At 35.0% G+C, this 25,787-nt stretch carries 21 protein-coding genes, 1 pseudogene and 1 other annotated feature; of the genes and pseudogenes, 17 read left to right on the top strand and 5 right to left on the bottom strand.

Annotation, left to right across the window (positions count from 1 at the left end; translation table 11 throughout):
* The first annotated feature begins 17 nt into the window (after window positions 1-17).
* From MKY70_RS15790 to MKY70_RS15770, 5 genes are all read left to right on the top strand, one after another.
* Window positions 18-1,379 (top strand): extracellular solute-binding protein, encoded by a 1,362-nt coding sequence (locus MKY70_RS15790; RefSeq protein WP_341025133.1) that lies wholly within the window; start codon window positions 18-20, stop codon window positions 1,377-1,379.
* Between the two features lie 75 nt (window positions 1,380-1,454).
* Window positions 1,455-2,882 (top strand): CehA/McbA family metallohydrolase, encoded by a 1,428-nt coding sequence (locus MKY70_RS15785; protein ID WP_341025132.1) that lies wholly within the window; start codon window positions 1,455-1,457, stop codon window positions 2,880-2,882.
* Window positions 2,875-3,582, top strand: coding sequence for an HAD family hydrolase (locus MKY70_RS15780; RefSeq protein WP_088035466.1), 708 nt, complete (start codon window positions 2,875-2,877; stop codon window positions 3,580-3,582). The genes MKY70_RS15785 and MKY70_RS15780 overlap by 8 nt, the downstream gene beginning before the upstream one ends.
* A 61-nt stretch (window positions 3,583-3,643) precedes the next feature.
* Entirely contained in the window at window positions 3,644-4,762 is a 1,119-nt protein-coding gene (locus tag MKY70_RS15775) for an ABC transporter ATP-binding protein (protein ID WP_341025130.1), read from the top strand.
* 774 nt (window positions 4,763-5,536) lie between these two features.
* Entirely contained in the window at window positions 5,537-6,568 is a 1,032-nt protein-coding gene (locus MKY70_RS15770; protein ID WP_215553445.1) for a fatty acid desaturase, read from the top strand.
* Window positions 6,569-7,040: 472 nt separating this feature from the next.
* On the opposite strand, the gene proC is transcribed toward MKY70_RS15770, so the two are convergent.
* A complete protein-coding gene (gene proC, locus MKY70_RS15765; protein ID WP_063218334.1) occupies window positions 7,041-7,859 on the bottom strand; it encodes a pyrroline-5-carboxylate reductase in 819 nt (272 codons plus the stop codon).
* Between the two features lie 337 nt (window positions 7,860-8,196).
* Window positions 8,197-8,407 (top strand) — a binding site (T-box leader).
* Window positions 8,408-8,551: 144 nt separating this feature from the next.
* On the opposite strand from proC, the gene proB reads away from it, so the two are divergent.
* Both proB and MKY70_RS15755 read left to right on the top strand, forming a co-directional pair.
* Window positions 8,552-9,655, top strand: coding sequence for a glutamate 5-kinase (gene proB / locus MKY70_RS15760; protein WP_341025127.1), 1,104 nt, complete (start codon window positions 8,552-8,554; stop codon window positions 9,653-9,655).
* 123 nt (window positions 9,656-9,778) lie between these two features.
* Window positions 9,779-11,026, top strand: coding sequence for a glutamate-5-semialdehyde dehydrogenase (locus MKY70_RS15755; protein ID WP_341025125.1), 1,248 nt, complete (start codon window positions 9,779-9,781; stop codon window positions 11,024-11,026).
* 88 nt (window positions 11,027-11,114) lie between these two features.
* Here MKY70_RS15755 and MKY70_RS15750 read toward each other — a convergent pair whose 3' ends face one another.
* Window positions 11,115-12,308, bottom strand: a complete 1,194-nt coding sequence (locus MKY70_RS15750) for a nucleoside transporter C-terminal domain-containing protein (protein ID WP_341025123.1) — start codon at window positions 12,306-12,308, stop codon at window positions 11,115-11,117.
* 173 nt (window positions 12,309-12,481) lie between these two features.
* On the opposite strand from MKY70_RS15750, the pseudogene MKY70_RS15745 reads away from it, so the two are divergent.
* Both MKY70_RS15745 and MKY70_RS15740 read left to right on the top strand, forming a co-directional pair.
* A pseudogene (locus MKY70_RS15745) lies at window positions 12,482-12,637 on the top strand (gamma-glutamyl-phosphate reductase); the annotation flags it as partial.
* Between the two features lie 276 nt (window positions 12,638-12,913).
* Complete coding sequence (locus MKY70_RS15740) at window positions 12,914-13,240, top strand: hypothetical protein (protein ID WP_341025119.1); 327 nt, start codon at window positions 12,914-12,916, stop codon at window positions 13,238-13,240.
* A 400-nt stretch (window positions 13,241-13,640) separates the two neighbouring features.
* Here MKY70_RS15740 and MKY70_RS15735 read toward each other — a convergent pair whose 3' ends face one another.
* The gene (locus MKY70_RS15735; RefSeq protein ID WP_341025116.1) at window positions 13,641-14,891 is read right to left on the bottom strand and encodes a helix-turn-helix domain-containing protein; all 1,251 of its coding nucleotides are present in this window, start codon (window positions 14,889-14,891) and stop codon (window positions 13,641-13,643) included.
* A gap of 152 nt (window positions 14,892-15,043) precedes the next feature.
* On the opposite strand from MKY70_RS15735, the gene MKY70_RS15730 reads away from it, so the two are divergent.
* Window positions 15,044-15,802: an SDR family NAD(P)-dependent oxidoreductase gene (locus MKY70_RS15730; protein ID WP_341025114.1), complete on the top strand. Its 759-nt coding sequence runs from the start codon at window positions 15,044-15,046 to the stop codon at window positions 15,800-15,802.
* A 377-nt stretch (window positions 15,803-16,179) separates the two neighbouring features.
* Window positions 16,180-16,554: an HsmA family protein gene (locus tag MKY70_RS15725; protein ID WP_215553439.1), complete on the top strand. Its 375-nt coding sequence runs from the start codon at window positions 16,180-16,182 to the stop codon at window positions 16,552-16,554.
* Window positions 16,555-16,758: 204 nt separating this feature from the next.
* Here the strand turns inward: MKY70_RS15725 and MKY70_RS15720 are convergent, their stop codons facing one another.
* Window positions 16,759-17,991 (bottom strand): helix-turn-helix domain-containing protein, encoded by a 1,233-nt coding sequence (locus MKY70_RS15720; RefSeq protein ID WP_341025111.1) that lies wholly within the window; start codon window positions 17,989-17,991, stop codon window positions 16,759-16,761.
* Window positions 17,992-18,127: 136 nt separating this feature from the next.
* On the opposite strand from MKY70_RS15720, the gene MKY70_RS15715 reads away from it, so the two are divergent.
* Entirely contained in the window at window positions 18,128-20,416 is a 2,289-nt protein-coding gene (locus MKY70_RS15715) for a glycoside hydrolase family 3 C-terminal domain-containing protein (RefSeq protein ID WP_088035447.1), read from the top strand.
* Between the two features lie 237 nt (window positions 20,417-20,653).
* Here the strand turns inward: MKY70_RS15715 and MKY70_RS15710 are convergent, their stop codons facing one another.
* Window positions 20,654-21,145, bottom strand: coding sequence for a DinB family protein (locus MKY70_RS15710; RefSeq protein WP_088035445.1), 492 nt, complete (start codon window positions 21,143-21,145; stop codon window positions 20,654-20,656).
* A gap of 355 nt (window positions 21,146-21,500) precedes the next feature.
* Here MKY70_RS15710 and MKY70_RS15705 point away from each other — a divergent pair, with 355 nt between their 5' ends.
* The 5 genes from MKY70_RS15705 (at window position 21,501) to MKY70_RS15685 (ending at window position 25,751) form a co-directional block, all read left to right on the top strand.
* Window positions 21,501-22,544: an ArsR/SmtB family transcription factor gene (locus MKY70_RS15705; RefSeq protein ID WP_341074531.1), complete on the top strand. Its 1,044-nt coding sequence runs from the start codon at window positions 21,501-21,503 to the stop codon at window positions 22,542-22,544.
* 57 nt (window positions 22,545-22,601) lie between these two features.
* Window positions 22,602-23,816 (top strand): MFS transporter, encoded by a 1,215-nt coding sequence (locus tag MKY70_RS15700; protein WP_341025109.1) that lies wholly within the window; start codon window positions 22,602-22,604, stop codon window positions 23,814-23,816.
* A 97-nt stretch (window positions 23,817-23,913) separates the two neighbouring features.
* Window positions 23,914-24,240 carry a heme-degrading monooxygenase HmoA gene (hmoA, locus tag MKY70_RS15695; protein ID WP_002084853.1) on the top strand — a complete coding sequence of 109 codons (327 nt, stop codon included), beginning with the start codon at window positions 23,914-23,916 and terminating at the stop codon, window positions 24,238-24,240.
* A gap of 184 nt (window positions 24,241-24,424) precedes the next feature.
* Window positions 24,425-24,862, top strand: coding sequence for a VOC family protein (locus MKY70_RS15690; RefSeq protein ID WP_341025105.1), 438 nt, complete (start codon window positions 24,425-24,427; stop codon window positions 24,860-24,862).
* Window positions 24,863-25,043: 181 nt separating this feature from the next.
* On the top strand, window positions 25,044-25,751 hold the full coding sequence (locus tag MKY70_RS15685) for a nucleotidyltransferase family protein (RefSeq protein WP_088035435.1): 708 nt from the start codon (window positions 25,044-25,046) through the stop codon (window positions 25,749-25,751).
* The last annotated feature ends 36 nt before the right edge of the window (window positions 25,752-25,787 follow it).

Raw genomic sequence — 25,787 nt, 5'->3', positions numbered from 1 at the left:
TAAAGGAGATATGTGGGATGAAAAAACTATTCATGCTTCTAACAGTTTTAACATTGTTTGTTAGTGCACTTGCGGGTTGTTCAGGCGGAAAAGGAAGTACGGTTAAAGCAAGTAAAGAAGGCGAGAAGGTTGTTGTTCCATTCATAAATGGAGTGGGTGGTTCTCTTGCAGATCGTGTAGACAAGATCGTGGAAGAATACAATAAAAGTCAGGACAAATATGTAGTGAAAACGACGAAAGCGGGTAACTACGATGAGTCTTATCAAAAGCTACAAAGTGGATTTGCAGCGAATAACCAAGAAGCAATCGCATTACTAGGTTCAGACGTCATTCAAGAATATGTTAAAAAACAGTTAATCGTACCTTTAGATGAATCTGTTAAAAATGATAATAATTTCAAAAAAGAAGATTACGGAAAAGGTTTTATGGAGCAAGCAACAATTGACGGAAAGTTATATGGAATTCCGTTTTACGGTACAACACAAATCTTTTATTACAATAAAAAAGCATTAGCGGAAAATGGCTTTACAAAAGAGGATTTAAAGACGTGGGAAGGTGTAGAAAAGGTAGCAAAAACAGTCGCAAAACGTGGTGAAAACGGAAATGTTTCATATGCTGGCTGGATGCCAATGTGGGGGACATCAAACTTAATTGATGTAGTCCGTAGTGCTGGTGGCAATGTATTAAGTGAAGATGGTAAAAAAGTATTAATTAACGATGATACTTGGGTTACGGTATGGGAGAAATTCCGCACATGGCTTCATGAAGATAAAATTATGAAAATACATTCAGGTGGTACTGGATGGGAATATTGGGATAAAACAGTAATTGATTTAGTAGAAGGCAGAACATTAGGGTTTACAGGATCATCTGGTGACCAAGGATTTGTTTTCAAATCATTAGGTAAAGGAATGACGGAAGAAGAACGTCTTAACACGTTTGACGCATTGCCACAACCAGCTTGGGATAATAATAAACCAGCACCAAAATTAGAAACATATTTATTCACATTAACGAGAAATATTGATCCAGAAGTAGCAAAAGGTGCATATGACTTTATGAAATTTGCGACAAGTACGGAGAAAACGGCTGAATGGTCAATGGCAACAGGCTATATTCCTGTTCGTAACAATGTAACAGAGTACGGTCCATATGCTGAATTTGTTAAAAAACAACCACAAGCATTAGTTCCGTTAGAACAAGCCAACAATAATGGAGTGGGACCATTTGTAGATCCAACGGGCGGAAAAATCAATGACGCTTTAAATGTAGCAAAAGATAAAGTAGAGATTGAAGGGGTTCCAGCAAAGAAAGTATTAGATGAAGCAGCTAAAGTTGCGCAAGAAGAATTAGATAAAGTTCTGAAAAAGAAGAAATAAAACTGTTTGTAGTATGAACGTGAGGTGCTTTTGAAGGAAGTGCCTCTAAAATTCACTTAAAAAGGTGTGAGAACTATGATCGAAATAACAAGTACGATAACACTTTCTCCATTCGTAAAAAATAAACACTGTTTCCAAATGGATGAAACTAATATTGCAAACTTTACATTAACAATTGATCAAGGGGATAGCCGGAAAATTCCGCTTTTACTAATCTTGAGAGATCCTAACGGTTTTGTGCGCATACAATATCAAACTCCAATTGTAAATGAAAAACTAGTCATTTCGAAAGATTCAAAGTTTTGTTCTGCTGGTTGTATTGGAGGAGACATGCAGTCAGGTAATTGGGAATTAGAAGTCGTATATATCCCTCATTGTGCAAAGAAAGTAGTGAAATTTACTGGGGAAAAAGTTGACTATACAGTAAATATAGAAGTGAATGATCAGTTGGAACGAAAGTATAATAGAGAGCATTTTTGTAAGGGCAATGTTTTTATCGATGAAGACCGTTTTAATAAGGTAGTAAATGAAGAGCATCGCTGGTACAAAGGGGATTTTCATGAACATACAGATTTAACAGATGGCGAGATAGATGATGAACTTGGAATGCAAGTATGTGAAAAACAAGAATTAGATTTTTTATATGCGACGGAACACAATATTGTTATGCCATCTTATGAAAAAGGAAACACATTAATTATACCATCTATGGAACTTACAACTCCTTACGGCCATTACAATATATTTGGTATAAGAGAATTCATTGATTTTACAGAGCATGTAGATGAATCATTTAGTGCTGAAAAAATGAATGCATTATTTTCACTCATGAAAGAAAAAGGTTATTTAGTGAGTGTGAATCATCCATTTATGAAGCCTTGGGCGAACCAAGTTAATATTAACCTAGAAAATGTTCATACGATGGAGATTATGTGTGATCCAACTTATAAAAAAAGTAAATCATCTACTTTAGAAGCTTTGCGTTGTTTCGATCAAATGTGGTCAAATGGTCTTAAAATCTGGGGAATAGGAGGAAGTGATTCTCATTTACATCCATCTAAAACATTCCCAGGATCAAAAGACCCATCCATTTACGGTGATCCAGGAACATATGTATTATGTAACGGTTTATCAATTAAAAACTTGAAATTTGCGATCAAAAACGGAAGAATTTATTTCTCTCGATTTAGAAAACTAGCGATAGATATTCAAAATGAAGGTGAAACGATTGCTGTCGGCGATGAGGCTAAAGGAAATATTATTTATAACGTTCAAACAGATAAACCGTGTGAGTGGAGACTACTTATAAATGGAAGAACGATTGAAAAAGAATATGGAAGCGATGTAACCTTTGCATTCTCTTTAAATGAGGGGGCGTACGCTAGAGTTGAGGGATGGGAAGAGGACGAATTAGTAGCGTTTATTAATCCTATTCATAATAAAGTTCAGAAGAAAAATATGAAAACATGGAATGAAGTTATAGGAGGAATGAAAGGTGAATAAAGCGATTATTTTTGATAAAGACGGAACATTAATACAGTTAGATTCAGTTTGGTACAAAATTGTGCATCGTGTGTTAGATGATATATTTCAAACGTATCCAAATGAAAAAAGTAAACGAGATGACTACTTAACGATTATTGGTATGAATGATAACGATTTTGAGAGTACGAGTTTGCTAGCTTGCCGTACAAATTACTTTATTGCGGCTGCATGGTATTCGTTGTTAGAAAATCAATATGTGGATAAAGAGGATTTTATTCAAAATGTATGTCTTCTATTCAAAAAGTACTCCACAGCAGATGATCTTGTATTTACAGAAGTGGAAGGTGCAAAGGAAACGTTACGATATTTAAAAGACAATGAATATATTATTGGGGTTGTTACGGCAGACGATGTTGATGCAGCTATTCATTCTCTGAAAATGACTGAGTTATATGATTATGTAGATTTTTTAGGTGCAGATGATGGTGTGAATAGAACAAAACCTGAAAGTGACTTTTATCATATGTTTAAAGAAAAATTTTCACTAACTGAAGAAGATGTGCTTATGGTAGGTGATACATTAACAGACGTTACATTTGCGAGAAATAGTAACATTAAAGTAGTGGGCGTTTTATCGGGTGCGAGCAGGAAGGAAGATTTAGAAGGAAAAGCGGATTATATTTTAGAAAGTATGAAGGATATTTCGAAGATTTTATAATTCGTGTCATCATAATTTTTAACAATATCTATAAATATAGCTCGAATTCTAGGAGGATACTATGGCTCAACTATCATTCAAAAACATTTACAAAAAATATGATCATGATGTGACAATCGTAAAAGATTTTAACCTAGAAGTAAATGATGGAGAATTTATCGTTTTGGTTGGCCCTTCAGGGTGTGGGAAATCTACAACATTACGTATGATTGCAGGCCTTGAGGAGATTTCAGAGGGCGACTTTTATATTGATGGAAAGCGTGTAAATGATATTACACCGAAAGATAGAGATATTGCAATGGTATTTCAAAACTATGCACTTTATCCGCATATGAGTGTGTATGAAAACATGGCATTTGGATTAAAACTACGAAAGTATAGTAAAGAAGAAATTGATAAGCGTGTGCAACATGCAGCAAAAATTCTTGGACTTGAGCAGTATTTAAGCCGAAAGTCAAAAGCACTTTCAGGTGGGCAGCGCCAGCGTGTTGCCTTAGGCCGAGCGATTGTTCGAAATGCAAAAGTATTTTTAATGGACGAGCCTTTATCAAACTTAGATGCGAAATTGCGCGTTCAAATGCGTGCTGAGATTACAAAATTACACAGGCAGCTGCAAACGACATCTGTATATGTCACGCATGATCAAATTGAAGCTATGACGATGGCGACACGCTTAGTTGTACTAAAAGATGGGATTATACAGCAAGTCGGTACACCGAAAGAAGTGTATGATAATCCAGAGAATGTATTTGTCGGCGGATTCATTGGTTCTCCTGGAATGAATTTTTTCAAAGGAGTATTAACAGATAATGCAGTTATGATTGATAAGTGGAAAATTGAAGTGCCAGAAGAGAAGATGAAAGGCTTGCGAAATAAGGGCTATACGAATAAAGAAATCATAATAGGAATACGTCCAGAAGACTTTTATTATGGAAAAGAAATCGAGGCTTTACCATATAACGTAAAAGTAACAGTACCGATTGATGTAGCAGAATTAATGGGGGCAGAAACATATCTATATTCTAACATTAATGGCCAATCCTTTGTTGCACGTGTGGACACATCTTTAGATGTGCAAAGTCAATCAAATATAGAGCTAGGTTTAAACATGGAAAAAGTTCATTATTTCGATTCTAAAACTGAGAAGCGAATTGTTTTATCACGCATTAACGGGCAGTAAACTCTCACCTCAAAATTCGGTGAATACGAGGAAGTTAGTTGGGAGATAACTGCCCGTAAAAGCCCGATTGGTTCAACTAATAATCAGAGGGGATGGAAAAAATCCCCTCTGATTAAAGTTTCACTTTATAAATAATAATTAATATGATTATACCTTTAGAATTTCTTCAACTACTACAAATAAATGAATAGTAACACGGCCGATTATCCTTTAGATTACAGGAAATCGGCTTTTTTATATAGAAGATCGCTTAGCGTACGAAAATCGCTTTTTGTTGGTAGTGCCCTGTCACAATCAAGCTGAGAAAAACAAATAATCCAAACTGAGAAAATTCTTAAGTTGATGGATGTGTTATGCTACTCCTATGTTAAGGTTCGAGTCATTTGAAACAGCAACCTCTATATTGAGTGGCGTTAAAGCGACCTATATGATAAAAAAGATGTATCGCTTGTAAAAAAATTGCATCACCTTGAATGAGCTAATACGACAAGAATCCGTGTCGGGTCTAATTAGGGAATGCAGTACAGAAGTGAAAAAACCTCTGTGTTTCTTTTTAATTAATATATTTATTGGGAAAAAATTCGAAATTTCCGGCACAAATGCTCCTTCTATCCTATAATAGAAGCTATTCTGGACGTAAGCAATTTGTAAGGAATGAGTAAGAAAAAAGAGATTTTCATAGTATAAAATATTTATTATACCTGCGTATAACACCTACTACTAATAATGTGTTATAATACGAATTAGCAACATAAAGGAAAGGAATTAGAAAAAATGACATTACAAAATACTAAAAATTTAAAAAAACAAGTTGCTCCTTTTGAAAAATCAACGGCAAAAAAAAGTGTTTGGCAAATCATCAATACGGTAGTGCCATTTATTATCTTATGGTACCTTGCTTATAAAAGTTTGTCCGTTTCTTATTGGTTAGCATTAGTTCCATCTCTGTTAGCCGCTGGATTTATGACACGGGTTTTCATTATTTTTCATGATTGTACCCATCATTCTTTTTTTAGAAGTCGTCGTGTAAATAGAATAGTAGGGACATGTATGGGCGTTTTAACTTTATTCCCATTTGATCAATGGGGGCATGAGCATTCCGTTCATCACGCTACAAGTGGTAATTTGGATAAGCGAGGTACAGGAGATATTTGGACGCTTACAGTGAATGAATATTTGGCAGCGCCATTTAGACTCCGTTTAGCATATCGTTTATATCGCAACCCATTCGTTATGTTTGGATTAGGCCCGATTTATGTTTTCCTACTTAAAAATAGATTTAACAGAAAAGGTGCTAGAAAGAAGGAACGCATGAACACCTATTTGACGAATGTGTTAATCGTTGCTTTAGTAGGGTTACTTTGCTGGGCACTCGGATGGCAATCGTTTCTTTTAGTACACGGTTCCATATTCTTAATAGCAGGTTCAATAGGTATTTGGCTGTTTTACGTACAGCACACATTCGAGGATTCTTATTTTGAAGAAGATAAAGATTGGGAATATGTGAAAGCGGCAGTGGAAGGAAGTTCGTTTTATAAACTTCCCAAAATCCTGCAATTTCTAACTGGTAATATTGGATTTCATCATGTTCACCATTTAAGTCCAAGAGTACCTAACTATAAACTAGAAGAGGCACACAATAATACGCTTCCTTTAAAAAATGTACCAACGATTACTCTTGCTACAAGCTTGCGGTCAATCCGTTTCCGTCTTTGGGATGAGCAAAACAACAATTTTGTTACCTTTAAAGACGTTAAAAAATTAGTGAAAAACAATGTTTCTATTCCAGTAAAATCAGAACTATAACTTCATCAAATATGACTGACTCCCCTTAATCATTTTCGATTTAAGGGGAGTTTTTGTTTAGCTAGTAGATGCACGATATGGAGAAAACTTAAATGATTTAAATTGTAATGGAGGTGGATTAGGAAATAGTAGGTATTAATATAAGAAGACGATAAAATTATTATGTTAACAATTTGAGACGATTGATACCACAACCTTTTTTAATGGATATTATGCTTAGTCCCTGAGAATATTTCAATAGACATGAAAATGATGTTAACGTAATAACAAGAGTATCTTACAAAATAAATAACAATAAGAGTTATGAAATTATTTCAAGATAATAAAATGCAAAACGGACAAACTCAATTATTCATGAATTTGTCCGTTTATCTTTTAGTGGAAACAGGGGAGTATGTAAACCACATGCACATACAGTGTAAAGCTGTTTAAAGATTTGTGTATTCAGCTAATCTGGTCTTTTTTGCAGTTGTTACTTTTTAGTTTGACCGGATAGTTCAACAGACTTTTGCGTACAACGCTGCATAGCTGAAATGATGGCTGTTCGTAAGCCTTTTTCCTCTAATGTTGCTACAGCTTCTATAGTTGTTCCGCCAGGGGAACAAACCATATCTTTCAATGCACCTGGATGCATTCCTGTTTCTAGTACCATTTTTGCAGAGCCTAACACAGCTTGAGCTGCGAATTTATATGCTTGATTTCTTGGCATACCATCTAATACAGCTGCATCTGCCATTGCTTCTATAATCATATATACATATGCTGGCGAAGAACCACTTACAGATGTTACAACATCCATTAATTTTTCACTTACGATCTCCGTTTGACCAAAACTATTGAAAAGGATTAATACATCTTCTAAATCTTTTTCTGTCACCATTTCATTAGGACATAGCGCAGACATTCCTTCTCCAACAAGAGCAGGTGTATTAGGCATTACTCGTACAACCTTCAACTTTTTATCAAAAGCATCTTCAGTACTTTTAATGCTTTTCCCTGCAGCGATCGTTACGATGATAACATCGTTTTTTATCACTTCTTTTATTTCGTTAATTATTGATGCGTATAGGTCTGGTTTAATTGATAAAATTAAAATATCAGCATTTTTAGCTACTTCATTGTTGTCAGTTGTTGTAGTTAGCCCATATTTTTCACTAGCATGTTTTAAATTAGTAGTGTTTAAATCTGAACAAATGATTTTATTTGAAGACACTATATTTTTGTTTATCATCCCGCCAATCATAGCCATTCCCATATTTCCGCATCCGATGAATCCAATTTGTTTGTCCATAATAACTCAATCTGGCTCCTTTTGTCATAAATTATATCGGTCTGATACTGTTATTCTAAAATAATAATGATATCTCCATGCAATATAAAGAAACATTTTAAGAGAGTATGTGCCTTTTTGCAATACAAAAGATAAAAATAAATTATATTCGACATTATGTAAGTACACGCATTATATTTAAAGATTTTATGTTTATGAATATGAGTATAGTTATATCAATTTTCACTATCATCCAGTATGTCCATAATCTCATACAAGAAACTTGTCATCATATTCATTTTGCAAAATACCTCTTGACACAAAAACGAAATATATAGCATAATATAAAAAATTAAACCGAAAATCGTTGAAGGGAATTAGTACATATGTCTTCTTGCGAAAGAGAGTGGAATTCACCGGCTGAAAGATTCCTCGTATAGAATGTATCGAACCTATCCCTGAGTCTTAAATGAAAGTTTAGGCGTACGCCTGCGTTATAGGCGCCAAGTGGATATCTATGTATATCAATTAAGGTGGTACCGCGGAACAATGACCGTTTCGTCCTTTTTATTTTATTAAGGGCGAAGCGGTCATTTTTATTTTGCCCTTTAGTACTATAGGTGCAGCATTGATGAGGATAGACATAGCTGCAAACTGTATAAATAAAAGTGTAATTTATTAAAACTTTGATTTTAGACTTGGGGGATAAAAAAGTGAAAAAGCAAAGAATTGTTGTAAAGATTGGGAGCAGTTCCTTGGCAGCGAGTCATGGAGGCATCTGTAAAGAACAACTTTCAGATCACGTTGCCGCATTGGCACGATTGAAAGAGGAAGGGCATGAAGTTTTACTAATTACATCCGGGGCCGTCGCTGCAGGTTTTTCTGCTCTAGGGTATCCTAGCAGACCTGTGACAATTAAAGGGAAACAGGCTGCTGCCGCTGTCGGGCAAAGTTTATTAATGCAGGCATACACGGAGGAATTCCGTAAATATGGTATCGTTACTGCACAACTTTTACTAACGAGAAATGATTTTTCTAGAAAAGAACAATACAGTAACGCTTACGCTACTTTAGGAGAGCTACTCAACCGTTCTGCTCTTCCTATAATCAATGAAAATGATTCCATTTCTTTAGAAGAGCTGACGTTCGGTGATAATGATATGCTGTCAGCTTTAGTAAGCGGACTTGTTTCGGCAGATATGCTCATGATTTTTACAGATGTGAACGGTTTATATGACCAAAATCCTCAGAAAAATGCGGATGCGAAAAAATATCATTTCCTTCCTGAGGTAACGGAAGAAATTGCTTCTCTTGCAGGAGATGCTGGCTCAAAACTTGGGACTGGCGGTATGAAATCAAAAATCGATGCTGCAAAGACGGCACTATCTCTTGGAGTGAGTGTATTTATCGGAACGGGATGTGGACAGGAGAAGTTTTTAGATGTTATGAAGGGCAAAGGTGATGGAACATATATCGGGAATGCTCCTCAAAAAGTGATTAAGATGAACAAGCAATGGATCGCCTTGCATTCGCTCGTTAGCGGAAAAATTGAAGTAGATGCGGGGGCAGCAACTGCCATCATTCAACATGGAAAGAGTCTCCTTCCTGCTGGTGTTACTAATGTGTCTGGATTTTTCCAAGTGGGTGAAGTCGTGGAAGTAGTTACACAACAAGGACGCGTAATAGGGAAAGGCCAATGCACATATAGTGCACAGGAACTAAAGGATCTAAAAGGTATGCAGAGTCAGGATATTCAAGCAAGAGGGGAAAGACATAGTTATGAAGTTATCCATAGGGATAATTGGGTTTCATTTTAAGAATAGAGAGGGCAGAGTCCACTGCTCAAATTCTTTAATCCCATAGGCGGGAAACACTTAGTTGGTAGAGATAAACGGGTCTTGAATTTTTACTTATTAACTTTTTAAAAGGAGGAAATAAAAATGAATGAAGTGTTGGCAAAGGGGAAAAAGGCGAAAGAAATTGCTAGAGAACTTGTGCTTAAATCTACAAATCAAAAAAACGAAGCACTTGCTGCGATTGCTGATCAGCTGATAGTAGAAACAGCTTATATTTTAGAGGAAAACAAACAGGATATCGAAGAAGGTAAGGCAAAAGGATTTTCTGATTCTCTTCTTGATCGTCTTATGCTGAATGAACAGCGTATTGTTGATATGACAGAGGGTATTAAGCAGTTAATTGATTTACGTGATCCTGTTGGAGAATGTGTAAGTGCATGGGAACGACCAAATGGATTATCTATTCAGGAGATGCGCGTACCACTTGGTGTTGTCGGAATGATTTACGAGGCAAGGCCGAATGTGACAGTGGATGCGGCTACAATTTGCTTAAAAACAGGAAACGCAGTAATACTACGTGGTAGTTCTTCTGCTATTCATTCTAACAAAGCCATCGTTAGCGTTATTCACCGGGCGCTCAAACAAACAAGCTTGCCTTCAGAAAGTGTGCAGCTCATAGAAGATATAACGCGCGATAGTGCAAAGCAGTTGTTTACATTGAATGAGTACTTGGATGTTCTTATCCCAAGAGGCGGCAAGCAGTTAATAGATACTGTAGTGAGAGAAGCATCTGTTCCAGTACTTGAAACAGGTGCGGGGAATTGTCATATTTTCATTGATGAAACAGCGGATAAACAAATGGCATTTAATATTATTATAAACGCAAAAACGCAGCGTCCATCTGTATGTAATGCAATTGAAACGATTATACTTCATGAGAATTGGGCGCAGCAATTTGGTAGCGAGCTGTTTTCTTCCTTGAAGGAAAGAGGCGTGGAGCTACGTGGTGATAATAAAGCATTGGCAATTGATTCTTCTATTGCATTAGCTTCAGAAGAAGACTGGGAAACAGAGTTTTTATCTCTCACACTGGCAGTTAAAGTGGTTTCCACTACGGAAGAAGCGATTCATCATATAAATACGTATGGATCCAAGCATTCCGAAGCGATTATTACAGAGAACGAGGAAAACGTCAGCAAATTTTTCACTTCTGTTGATGCCGCGGCACTTTATCATAATGCATCGACTCGTTTTACAGATGGATCTGAATTTGGATTCGGAGCAGAAATTGGCATCAGTACACAAAAGCTACACGTAAGGGGACCAATGGGGCTACCTGCATTGACTTCCACAAAATATGTGATTCGTGGAAATGGACAGATTCGGGGATGAAAATTATAAAAGAACAAGTGAAATAATAACAAAAGATACCCAGTTTAATTCGGGTGTCTTTTGTTATTAAAGAGAAGTCAATATTCATTTACCATACAAAAAGCCCCACAAGCATAGCACTTAATAAGGAAACAGCCATTCCGCTCACAAGAAGCTTCCAAACATTTTTACCGATGACTGATGATTTTTCTCCGCCAAATAATGAATTGTAGGTTCCGTAAATCATACCTACTGTACTAAAGTTGGCAAAAGAAGCTAGAAATGTAGTTGCAACCGCAATCGTATGCGGTTGTAAAGACTTTAAGTTTGATTTTAAATCCATCATTGCGACAAATTCATTCGTTGTTATTTTGATCCCCATTAATTCAGCTACATACATAGCATCATTGCCTGATACACCGAGTAAAAAAGCAAAGGGACTAAAGACAATTGAGAAGATTTTTTGAATTGTTAAACCTGCTACAAAAAAGCTTAAAATCCCATTTAAACATGCTGTTAAAGCTACATATCCAATTACCATAGCTAAAATAACGATAACCATATTCATTCCGACTAACATACTGTTAGAAATAGTAGAAAAGAAATCTTTTTTTTCATTTTTTGAAGGTTTATAAATAACATCTTCTTCTTTAGTAACTTCAATAGGATTTAAAACATTGGCTAAAATTAATGCGTTAATACAGTTTAAAGGAATAGCGCTGAAAATATATGTTGCTGGAACCATTGATAGATAAGCACCAAGAATGGATCCGCTGACACTACTCATACTCATAATTCCAAAAGTCAACAAACGATTTTCTTTTAAAACAGATAATTGATCACGAACAACTGCAAGTGCTTCCGTATTTCCTAAAAACATCATTTGAATGGAAAAAAAGCTTTCTAACTTTGGTAAACGAGAAATCTTTGAAATGATTGCACCAACTTTATCAATAATCCAAGTTAAGATTCCAAAATACGAAAGGATATCAAAAAAAGTGATAACAAAAATGATAGGTAGTAATGCGCTAAAGAAGAAATCAACTGTTTGATTTTCCATAGCTGAAGGAAATGCAAATCGAATACCTTCGTTTGCACATGAAAGTAGCCAACTGAAAAATGACGCAATTTTATTAATGATAATACTGCCCAATTTGGTGCCTAACATAAACCACGTAATAAAAAGCTCCAATATTATTAGAATAACGATTGGTCTCCATTTTATTTTTCTTTTATTAGGCGAACATAGGAAAACGATTAATATTACAACGAAAATTCCTAACATATTTAATATGAAATGCATCTCAACAACTCCTTGAGAGTTATTATTTGTATATAAAAAAGCTCCTATTCTTCCTAATTTAGATTACAACGATAAGTTATGAAGAATGTAAATGATGTTAGGGATTAATTCATATTATTTTTAAATACTAAAAAGAACTTAATACATAGCAAACAAGCAGGTGGAATTGAAAGTTTTTCACATCTGTTGATGCTGCTGCACTGTATCATAATGCATCAACTCGTTTTACTGATGGATTGGAATTCGGATTCGGAGCAGAAATTGGTATCAGTACGCAAAAACTACACGTAAGGGGATCAATGGGACTAAAATACGTGATTCGTGGATGAAAAAAGTATCCTGCTATTTGTGGGTAGTAAAACTCCCACCTCAAAATTCGGCTGGAGCACGAAAGTTAGGTGAGAGTCGGGTTGATTAAAGTTTCACTTTATAGAGTAATAGGTCTATTAATCTAACAAGGTAGGTTAAGCCCAAAGTAAAAAGGATAGAGAGTAATATTCATAAATCGAAAACATATTTGGGCTATTCCTTTAGATAACAGGAAATTTGTTTGTGGCAGGGTAATTGAAATGGAACCAAATAGTAGAAGGGGATTTTTAGCAGGCTTGATGGATTTGGTCGGGGATAGTCCACCTATAGCTGAGGATTTAAAAGGGTGTAAAACATTAATACAACTGAATGTTCACATTAAAACCATTCATGAAACAGCATTGGATGGTTGTATAAGTGGCTATCGTTCTTTAAAGTTAGATGGGATTGAAGAAGATTATTTCACTTCACAACTGGTTCATGATGAGAATTGCATGTTGATGAAAGGATACTCGGTACTTAGGCAGGCGACTCAAGAAGAAGCGGATACGTACGGTCAGCTAGGTGCCGCAGGCTATATGATGATTAAATGTTACGCAGAAGATTTATTAGCAAGTAAATAACTTCCGCTAACGATAATTATGTGTAAATGAGCTGTTCATATGGACAGCTCATTATATTTTTTACTTAGCGTTGTTTTTTCAAAAATGCTGGAGGTACCTCCATGTCCATCTAGATTGAGTTTTCTATAAACTTCTGTCCTTGTTACTTACATGATTGAATTATTATTTATTTGTTTTTAAAAATACGCATACCAAATAAACCTTGATAAGGTGTGTTTTTTAGATTATGCAGTTTTCTACTCGGTATTGGATACAGTGTACTGATAAACGACACCTAAAATATCAAGATGGTCTTTTCGTCCATTTTTCTGTGAATTATGGATATAATTTTATCTTAGGTTGATAGTGATGTGCTGGTACCCCTATTTGATATTTTGCTCAAATTTTCATTGATAGATAATTATGTCGGTGTATGATCGGGAAAATGATCATTTCTAAACTGCCTGGGGGTTATACCAGTGTATTTTTTAAAGATTTTTATAAAATAACTTTGGTCGTTGAAATTCAGCCACATGCCGATGTCTAAAATCGAATAATTTGTTAAAAGTAATAGTTTTTTTGCTTCGTCAACTCGTTGCCGTTGAATGTATTCACTTAGTGGTTTACCAACCTCTTTTTTAAAAAGTGATGATAAGTAATTTGGGCTTAAATGACACATTTGTGCAAGGTGATCAAGTGTGATGTTGTCATAAAGATGGTCATAAATATAATGTTGACAAGCTGTAATTGTTGCAGAATATTTTTCTTCATTTAATTGGTGCACACGATTGGTAAAATCCATTATGGCTTCTTCCATTAATTTTAAAATTGCTTTTAAGCTTCCTAATTCCTCGAGTTGTTGAATATAGAAATCATTTAAGGTAAAGGCCGTTTCATCATTTAAACCACCTTCAATGGCCGCTCTGCAAACAAGAGCAATTCCAGTTATCATTAAATTTTTTTCACTTCTTAGGCGATTTCGTTTCGATAATAACCCTAATTCCGCCTCACCGACAATAGAGTAATCGAAGATATCCCTTAATTTATTTATCCGTCCTTTTTTGACATAATCAAGCAAAACTCGTTCATATGAAAGATTGGAATGGAAAATGAAATTCCTTCTCCCCTTTGAAAGCTCAAGATCCGGATTCTCTAATTCAATCATATCAAGGGTCAGCGCTTTATTGTTTTGGATGACCATCGTTTTATCAAGCTTTTTATGGTACATCAAATAATAAACCAATAGACTAATCGTCAGGAATTGTTGACTATCAATAATGGGGATGGAACGATAGTATTCAATGAGTTTCCTTTTATTCAGGTTTCCGTTAAAAGTATCAAGGATCTTACTAATATTTTCATCAGATATTTGTGAATCAAGGGTAGGGCCTAAAATAATGGTACCTAAAAATAGGTTCGTTTTTTTTAGATTGACAAAGAAAAAGTTCAAATTTGAATTCGAAAAGAAAATAGGGAAATCCTTAGGATTCTCTTCATAAGTATAGACACTGATTTGCTCTTTGAACTGGCTGTAATATGAATGTCCCCGTAAGTCTTTACTTGAAAATTCGTATTCAATCTCACCAAATTGATTGACATAATAAACAGGTATTTGATGAGCTTCATAAATAAGCTCACATATATATTGTAAATCTTCTATGACTATTTCCATCGATTCCATAAACTCCATTTATTTTTTTGAAATTGGCTATATTTTTGTAATACTTAAATAAATACTATTATTCGTAAGATAATACAATATTTCTTTTTATACAAGCAATAAAATGATTGATGTAAGAAATTATAAGTAGGGAGGAGTTAAACATGGAATTATCAAATAAAATTGCTGTCATAACTGGTGCAGGAAGTGGAATCGGAAGAGCAAGCAGTTTGAAACTTGCTAGAAACGGTGCAACAGTTGTATTAGTCGATTTCAATCAGGAAACAGGAGAAGAAACGTTAAAACTTGTGAAAGACCAAGGTGGAGAAGGTATCTTTGTTCAGGCCGATGTCTCGAAAACTGAAGATGTGCAAAACTATGTAAATAAAGCAGTCAAAACATATGGACGTATTGATATATTTTTCAACAATGCAGGTGTTATTCAAAAGTTCGCACCTTTCACTTCAATAGAAGAATCCGAATTTGACCGCATTATGTCTATCAATGTAAAAGGGGTCTTCCTTGGAATGAAATATGTGTTAAAAGTGATGGAGGAGCAAGGAAGTGGCTCAATTATTAATACTGCTTCTACTGCAGGGGTTCGTCCTGAACACAGTGTAGCTGCATATTCTGCAAGCAAACATGCGGTTGTAGGCTTAACCAAGGGTGCTGCATTAGAATATACGAAAAAAGGAATTCGCATTAATGCACTCTGTCCTGGCGGTGTGAAAACAGCATTAACAACAAGTGTTGAAGCTCAGTTTGCAAAAGGTGGATACATTCCAGAAGAGATTTCCAATATGAGAATGGGGCGTTATGCTGATCCGAAAGAACTCGCTGAAATGGTTGCTTACTTAGCATCAGATAAGGCAAGCTATATGTCTGGTTCAATTGTTCTTGTAGATGGCGGGCTAACTTTATAGGCAATAAAAACTTCGAATAGGATTTTTTCTATTTAATAATTAGGGGCAGTTATGACTGTCCCTAATTTATTTTTTTTAACCTGACTCAATCATTCAGGTGTGCTGTTTGTGTTAGGTAATGATTCTTCGGCATGCCTGTCGATGCAGCTAACTCCCTATATGTAATTTTGTAAGCAACAATATCGTCGTTATTGTATTTTTTGCTTAGCGTTGTTGTTTAGCCATTTTTTTCAGAAATGCTAAGGATACACCTTAAAATACGAATGAAAATCCGATATATATTTGGAAGGATAATGCCCCATTCATACTCTGTTCATAATTCTTAGATAATATAAATCTTGTAATAGTAAGAGAAATTTTGTAAAGGGGTGATTGATGTGCTAGCATCAGCTATTACATTTATTACGGCAGCACTTATTTTTTATTCAGTTGGGGTTTGGAGTGAAAAGATTCAAAAGACATTAAAACCTTGGCATGTGGTTATATTTTGGGTTGGATTAGCATGCGATACGATTGGTACTACATTAATGGAGAAAATGGCTTCAGAAGGTTCTCTATTAAGCTTTCATGGCATAACGGGTTTATCAGCAATTTTACTTATGCTATTTCATGCTGTGTGGGCTACTGTAGTTTTGAAGAAAAAGGATATAAAAATGATTGCAAAGTTTCACACATTTAGTGTAATTGTGTGGTTCATTTGGTTAATTCCATATATTTCAGGGCTTGTATATGGAATGACAAACAATTCATAAATTGAATTTGAATTTTCTGGACGAAAATAAGGTTACTCATACATTAGGAGATATAAGAAGAAACTAAAAGAAAAAGAAAAAGAAAAACGTATATTACATTAATAAGTAAAATCCCCTCAACATAAGTCGAGGGGATTTTGTAAAGCAAATAAATAATTCTAATGGTCGAATGAGGGAAGACTGCTCTTTATAGTAGGATAAACATTAAAAACATCTATTTTTATATTGTTTAGGTGAAATACCAGTATGTTTTTTAAAGATCTTTGTAAAATGACTCTGGTCGTGAAAATTTAATAATGTAGAAATTTCGGATATAGAATGTCTCGTATAAGTCATTAACTTTTTTGACTCATCTACTTTGGCACGCTGAATATATTCATTTAGAGAAATTCCAACTTCTTTTTTGAAAAGAGAAGATAGATAACTAGGGTTTAATGTGACTATTTCTGCAAGGATAGTTAGTGTAATATCACCATAAAGATGAGTAAATATATAATTTTGGCATTCGTTTATAGGTTTGGAATGTTTTTTTATAGTCCCGTTTTTGACACGTTCTGCAAACTCAAGTAAAGCATTCTCCAAAAAAGGGGAAATGGCTTCATTTTTATGTATTTCTTCGAGTTTTTGTATAAATAAATCACTAAGAGTATATGCGATTTCAGGGAAAAGTCCTCCTTCTATAGCAGATCTAGTTGCAAGTGTAATAGCTGCAATGGCAGAATTTTTTTGGCTTCGCAGGTGACTTGTCTTTGATAACACCCCAAGCTCTCCTGATTCAGGTAATCTCCTTAGATTTTTAATTAAATCATCCTTTTTCCCTTGCTTAATACACTCAAATATTTTCCTTTCAACTAGTGGATCGATATGAGTTAATGTACTTTGACGTTGCTCCGATATATGTATTTCGGGCTGTTCAATTTTAAATTCCACCTTTTTTACAAGCATGTTTTTTTGCAGAACATCTGCTATGTTCAACTGTTTTTGATACAGCATGTAATAAAGCACTAAACTTATATTTAAAAAACTCAAATTATTTAATATGGATAGAGAACGATAATATCGAATCATTTCTTCTTTATCTATTTTTAGTTGAAGATCATTAACGATACCTTTAATTGATGTTTCTGATAGCCTGGAATAAAGGACGGGTCCAACAATGATATTCCCACTAATTTGGTCGTTCAAACGTAGATTAATTGCGAAAAAATTTTCAAGAAAGGCTGTCTCTTCTAATGACGGAAAAGTAAAGTGAGGCTGTTCCTTAAATAGTTCATTAAGTATCGCCTCTTTTGAAGAATACATAGGGTTATGCTGAATATTGGAAGAGATTTCAAATACTAAATCTCCTTTGTTATTAAGAAAATAGACAGGTGTTTTATGTACGTCAAAGATTAGTTTACAAATATAATATAAATCCTCTAGTTTGGAGCAACTCATTATTTTAACCTCTATTCTGTAAAAATCGGCTAAAATTTTTACAATTATTCTAAAAAATATACCATAATATCTAAAAAATAATAACTATAATAACATTAAGAAAGCGTTTACTTAATTATTTTTTAGGAGGGCTATCATGAAAAGGGATATTAAGAAAATCATTTCACAAATGACATTAGAAGAAAAGGCAAGTCTATGTTCTGGATTAGACTTTTGGAATACAAAAGGGATTGAGCGATTAGGAATTCCTTCAATTATGGTAACTGATGGACCACACGGCCTTAGAAAACAGGCAGAGGGAGCAGATCACTTAGGGATTTATAACAGTATTCCATCGACTTGTTTCCCATCAGCAGTAGGATTAGCAAGTACATGGAATAAAAAATTAATAAAACAAGTAGGAGTTGCATTAGGAGAAGAATGTCAGGCTGAAAATGTAGGAGTTCTCCTTGGACCAGGTGCAAATATAAAACGTTCGCCGCTATGCGGAAGAAACTTTGAATATTTTTCAGAGGACCCGTATTTATCATCACAAATGGCTGCAAACCATGTTAAAGGCGTACAAAGTCAAGGGGTTGGAACGTCATTAAAACATTTCGCTGCTAATAATCAGGAGCATCGCAGAATGTCTGTAGATGCAATTGTTGATGAAAGAACATTGCGTGAAATCTATCTTGCTAGCTTTGAAGATGTCATTAAGGAAGCACAGCCTTGGACAGTAATGAGCGCATACAACAAGGTAAATGGTGAATACGCTTCGGAAAATAACTATTTATTAAATGATATTTTAAAAGATGAATGGGGATTTGAAGGTTTTGTCGTTTCTGATTGGGGTGCAGTAAATGAGCGTGTTGCAAGTTTAGCTAACGGTTTGGAGTTAGAAATGCCTTCAAGCTTTGGAATTGGTGAGAAGAAAATTGTCGACGCAGTTAACTGTGGTAAGCTATCTGTAGAAAAGCTTGATCAAGCGGCAGAGCGTCTTCTTTCCATTATTTTTAAAGCTTATGATAACCAATTAGAAAACGCTGCGTATAGTAAGGACGCGCATCATCAGCTTGCAAGAGAAGTTGCAAGTGAAAGTATGGTTATGTTACAAAATGAAGCTTCCATTCTTCCGCTGAAAAAAGAGGGAACGGTAGCAGTAATTGGAGGATTTGCAAAGCAACCACGTTTTCAAGGTGGCGGAAGCTCCCATATCAATCCAACAAATCTTGAAAGTATTCTCGAAGAAATTGAAACGGTATCAGGTGAAAAAACGAACATATTATTTGCCCAAGGCTATGACATTGCCAGTGATGATGTAAATGAAAGCATGGTTAATGAAGCGAAAAAAATAGCAGAGCGAGCAGATACAGCGGTCCTTTTTGTTGGACTTCCAGATCGTTATGAATCTGAAGGTTTTGATCGAAAACATTTACAAATGCCAGAAAATCATGTGCAATTAATTGAGGCTATCGCTGAAGTTCAAAGTAATATCGTTGTAGTTTTAAGTAACGGTGCTCCAATTGAAATGCCATGGATAGGTAAAGTAAAAGGAATACTTGAAGGCTATTTAGGTGGCCAAGCATTAGGCGGAGCGATTGCTGATTTATTATTTGGTGATGCGAATCCAAGCGGGAAATTAGCGGAAACATTTCCGAAAGTGTTAAGCGATAATCCTTCTTACTTAAACTTCCCTGGTGAAGGGGACAAAGTGGAATACAAAGAAGGTGTGTTCGTCGGATACCGTTACTACGATGCGAAAAATATTGAACCGTTGTTCCCATTTGGTTTTGGATTAAGTTATACAAATTTTGAATATAGTAATATTTCAATAAATAAGAAAGAGATAACGGATACGGACACTGTTTCTATCAGTGTGAACGTGAAAAATACTGGTAGTAGAGCAGGGAAAGAAATTGTTCAGCTTTATATAAAAGATGTTGAAAGCAGCATGACTCGTCCTGAAAAAGAGCTAAAAGGATTTGAAAAAGTAGAATTGCAACCGGGAGAAGAAAAAACGGTTAGCTTTACTTTAAATAAAAGATCATTTGCTTATTATAATGTTGAATTAAAGGACTGGCATGTTGAAACAGGTGAATTTGAGATTTTAGTAGGAAAGTCTTCAAAAGAGATTGTTTTACATGATAGCATGTATGTTCAATCAACGACTATAACTCAAAAACCAGTGCATCGTAATACGTTACTTGGGGACATATTTACGGACCCAATCTTAGCACCAATCGCAAAAGGGCTTATGGAAAAAGCATTAAAAGACAGTCCGTTTGGTAGTATGACTGAAGGGGATAGTGATGCATCTGAAATGATGGACGCTATGCTGAACTATATGCCATTACGAGCATTAGTGAACTTTAGCGCAGGTGCTTTTACAGAAGAAATGTTGAGTGAAATAATTGTGCTATTGAACGATGCGCAAGTGAATTGATAAGCGGCGAATGCGAGGAAGTTAGGCGGGAGATAATGGCCGGGAAATGCCTAATTAAAGTTTTACTTTATCCATTGAACATTCTTTGTTGAATATTAATTAAGCTTAATAATTCATTGCAGGATGTTTCTCCAGCACGCAAAAAGGCAAATGAGAGTTAGAATCTCATTTGCTTTTTTTTGTACTTATTCTGCTAAATGTAGAATCATATGCTTGTCTATCATCTTTAATCATTGCTTATAAATATGAACGATGAGATGGCCATGAACCTTGGAGTTTACGAAGTTGTATAATTTGACCTGTATGATAAGCATCGTGCAATAGGATATTCATATATTGTTGCCAAACTGGTAGAGACGGACTTGGTTGATCCAGTTCTGCTTCTTGAAGGGATGTTAATGAAGATTGTAAGGCATCATGTACTTGGAGCGTTCGCTTCACTGTTTGTTGCCAAGCACCATCATCATTAGGTCCACCTTGGACAAACGTGTCATCATTATTTTGTGGAGCAACAAATGTGTCATCTTGATGTAAGCGGGACAGTAAGCGTTCTTTAAAGGTTAGTAAATGGTTTGCATTTTCCCAAATCGTATTACTGGCCTTTCCTTCTGGGTGCCAACATGCTTGTGCAGCAGTAAGATTCTTTAACGCTTCTGATATCGGTGGATACCATTCTTCTTCGTAAAAAACTTGCTTGACCCCATTTTGTAATATTTCTTTTTTACCCATTCGTATAGCCTCCTTAACTATGAGATAGACCAACAATAAGTGTTAGATAAATTAGGTAGAAACGTACCTACTTATCATCTGATTGATGTTTGGAAGTTTCTAAAAGAACAATACGGCGCCGTTGTAGTAATTGCAGAAATAAACTTATGCTTTCCAAATCATTTTTATAAACGTAATAAATTCTCCTTTCTCTTCAATAAACCTGCCTCATAGTTGAACAAGAAAATTAACTGCAGCTTAAATTTAAAAACTTGTAGCAATATAAAGTTTCAGAAAGTTTTAAAATTCTAAAAAATTAGAAGGTATAATTCGATAAATATAGAATTTAATACATAGCAAATAAGGAGGGGATAAAATGGAAGTCTTTCACGTGACGAGTAGAAAAAGGGAAACATACAACGTTCAAATGAAGTATTCGATACTTTTCGAATGCGCACTTGGCATTGCGGCAATTACTCATAAGAGGTTAATCGATACTCTTGAAAAGACTCAAAGTGAATGGGAAGAAATAAGAGAATCATTATCGGTAGAGATGAGAGAGCATTTACAGTTTGTAGAAGAAAATAATACATGGAAAGCATTGCTTCAGTTATTGTATGAGGGAGATTTTCAGGATCTATCACAGTTTATTGCAAATATCGATTCATTTTCAGAAGAAGATTTAAAGTATATATGTTTACCGTTTTTAGGAGAAGTGTATCAAGCGAAAAGACGTTTAGCCGCAAGCGGAGAAGCATCTGTAATACACGAACTAAAGGAACTGACACATGATCACCAGTTTTTCTCTACTTATATTGGCTTTATATGTGATGCAGATGTACAAGAACTAAAGGGTCATTTAATCGCGGTTATGACAGGATGGTATGAGGGTGTTATTAAGAAAGAAGAGGAGCAACTGCTCTCTATATTAAAGCGAGATTATGAAGCGAAAAATGAAATGAATAAAAAGATGAAACCGGAAGAGTTTGTCGAGTGGGCTACAGGTGGCGTTATATATATGCCAGAGCCAAGTGTTCATCACGTACTTCTTATCCCACAAATTACGTACAGACCGTGGAACATAGAAGCTGATATTGAAGATACGAAAGTGTTTCATTATCCGGTCGCAAATGAAAGTATACATCCGGAAGATCCATATGAGCCGAGCTATTTTTTAGTTCATAAACATAAGGCGCTCGGGGACGAGGCAAGATTGCGTATTGTAAAACTATTATTTGAACAAGAGCGTACACTGCAAGAAATAACGGAAAGATTACAACTAGGAAAATCGACAGTACATCATCATTTGAAACTTTTACGTTCAGCAAAGTTAGTTGATATTCATGATGGGAAATATGTGTTAAGAAAGAAAGCATTGCAGTCTTTAGCGAAAGAAATAGATGCATTTTTGAATAGATAATATACAACGAGAATGTACATAAAGGGAGGAATTTAATAGAAAAGTTGGTGAGCTATAGTGAATAGTGTATTGAAAAATCGTTCATTCTTTTTTATGTGGATTGGCAGTGCAATTTCAGAATTAGGTGGGGCTTTCGGAACGTTATGTAATTCAATTCTTGTTTATGAATTAACAGGATCAAAAACAGCATTAAGTAGCATGTGGTTACTATATTTTATCCCGTCACTCATACTGCAACTTATAAGCGGGCCATATATTGATAAATGGAGCAGAAAGTGGATTATGATTTTTTCGCAATGGATGCGGGCCTCTGTTTTCTTACTGCCTTTAGTCATGTTAGTTACTAGTAGTATAGAAGTTTGGCACGTGTATGTCGTTCAAATTATAATTGGGCTCATTACACCGCTGTATACACCTGCAAGTCAAGCAATTACACCGAGCATTGTAAGTAAAGAGCAGCTTCAAGATGCAAATGCGTATATAGATGGAATGACTCGTCTTATGATGTTTGTAGCGCCAGTATTAGGTGGTATCGTCATTCATTTTATTGGAATGAAGCTTACATTATTTTTTGTGTGCGTTTGTCTATTTATAAGTGGAGGATTATTACTTTTCATTACAGAAAAGAGGATAAAGCAAGAACTTCGAAAAACGTGGCTAGAGCAGTTTCTTCACGGCTTTACATACTTTTTCAAAAAAACAGTTATCGTTTGGCTTGGTATCTTTCTAACATTCGTTCAATTTGGAGTAGGAGTAACGATGGTTACGAATCTTCCTTATATTAAAGACGAACTATCGGCAGGGTATGCTGAATACGGTTATTTTATGGCAGGATTTCCACTTGGCTATGTAGTTGGTTCCATGTTAGTTGGGAAAGTGAAGTATAGAAGCCGTAGATTACTTATGCTTGGAGGATTATTCGTAGGGGGCCTTACTTACATTTCACTAGGTTTAAATAATAGTATTATTATTGCGATTGTAATCGAGGTAATTGCTGGTATATGTATTGCATTTTTCAATGTTCATAACACGACGATATGCCAACAAACTGTCCCAAGTAATATGATAGGAAAAGTATTTTCAGTGCGATTATTTTTCATACGATCGGCAATGCCATTAGGTGTGTTATTAGGGGGAATACTGAGTGAAATGTGGGGAGTGAGAGTACTATACTTTATCATTGGTTCGATTATATGTGTTACTTCTTTAATAGGAATATTGCTTCCGTATTTCAAATTTTTAGATGAGGCGATTGAGGAGAAGTCAGCATAATTATAAAGATTTGAAACTTTATAATTGAAAATAATTATCATAATCAATTATAATAGAAGAATACTAGTATTCGTATTACAAAGAGGGAGTGGAATATATGTTTATCGAAACGAAGACATTTACAGTAAAAGAAGGTACATCAGATATAGTTGTAGAGCGTTTCACAGGAGAAGGAATTATTGAAAAATTTGAAGGATTCATCGACTTAAGTGTTCTCGTTAAAAAAGTAAGACGCGGAGACGAAGAAGTTGTAGTTATGATTCGGTGGGAATCGGAAGAAGCATGGAAGAACTGGGAAACGAGTGAAGAGCACTTAGCTGGACATAGAGCGGGCCGCGGTAAGCCAAAACCAGATCATATCATTAAGGTTGAGCACGGAGTTTATTATGTGAAATCATCGAAATCGGCTTATCAACAGTCGTAAAAATACATTTGTTTAATTATATTCTTTCGAATAAATAACCATCTATCTGCTTACTGATAGATGGTTATTTATATTGAATAAAGAGAATGATTCGCCTGTGATGTAAGAAGAATTAACGGACAGGTTAAAACTAGAAATGTTAAAATATAAACTCGATCAGTGAGTAAGATTAGGAGGGACAATAATGGTTCAATCGATAGTTCATATTGCATTAGTAGTAAAAGACTGTGACGAGGCAATAGAGTTTTATACAAAGAAACTAAATTTCACATTAGTTGAAGATATTTATCAGCCAGAAGAAAACAAACGGTGGGTAGTGGTATCTCCTCCAGGTTCAGTCGGCACAACAATATTACTAGCCAGGGCATCTAAACCTGAGCAAGAGCCCTTTATTGGTAACCAATCAGGCGGTAGAGTATTTCTTTTCTTAAATACTGACGATTTTTGGAGAGATTATAATGAAATGATTTCAAGAGGAATAGAATTTGTGAGAGAGCCGAAAGAGCAATCATACGGAATTGTTGCAGTATTTAAGGACTTATACGGGAATTTATGGGATCTACTGCAACTAAAAGATGATCACCCAATTGCACAAAGAATTAATAGAAAGCAATTTGAATAGGCATTTTACAAGTATGTGAAAATAAAATAGAGCTCGGCATGTAACAATTAGCAGTGTGTATAATGGAAATGTATGAGAAAAAATATAATTCAATATCGTTTAAAAGGTGTTTGCTTATTTTAGAAACTGAGAAATATCGATCTATTCTTATAAGAATAAATCGATAACTTGGAGGATAGAAATGATAGAGAATCTTTCATTTATTACATATGAAAACCATAAAGAGTTAGTACATAAAATTCTAAATGAACATATAGCTAGAAATGAAATAAGTGGATTAATGCTTATCGGATCTGTCGCAAGAGGCGATGCATATCCTGAATCCGATTTGGACTTTTATATTCTTTTAGAGGGCGGACAAAAGAAGAAATTTCATTCAGAAACTAGAAAAGGTATTCTAGTTGAATACAAGTATGATGATTTTAATCAAATACAAGTAAACTTTAAAAAGAATCCGATGGAACTATATTCTTTTTTAGAAGGTAAAATTTTATTTGATAGTTACAGTGAGTTAAAAAGGTTAAAGGAAATAGCTCAACATACATATGAAAATTATTCTGTTTCTAGTGATAAAGTAAAAGGCATTTCTCATTGGTTACATAGTTCGCTTATTAAAATTCAGGCTGCTTTGAAAGCAAAAGATGAGTTAAAAGCTTCATACATAGTTCACACATCAATGTGGACATTGCTAGAGGGAATATGGGCTATTAATAACAGACCAACACCTTCAGCTGGATCTGTTTTAAGGTATATTCAAGCATTACCTAGTAGACCGACTAATTTTGATGATTTGCTTAATAAAGTGTTCTTAGGGGATACGAAGGAACGTATTCATTCGGCAATTATCGTGATTGAATGGGTTTTAGTGAATCTAGAGAACAAAAAATAACGGACATATTAACCGTATAATATGTCCGTTATTTTA

Origin of the sequence: Bacillus sp. FSL R9-9492 (assembly GCF_038007365.1) — a bacterium.
GTDB lineage: Bacteria > Bacillota > Bacilli > Bacillales > Bacillaceae_G > Bacillus_A > Bacillus_A mycoides.
This window is presented reverse-complemented; position numbering and strand designations above follow the sequence as displayed.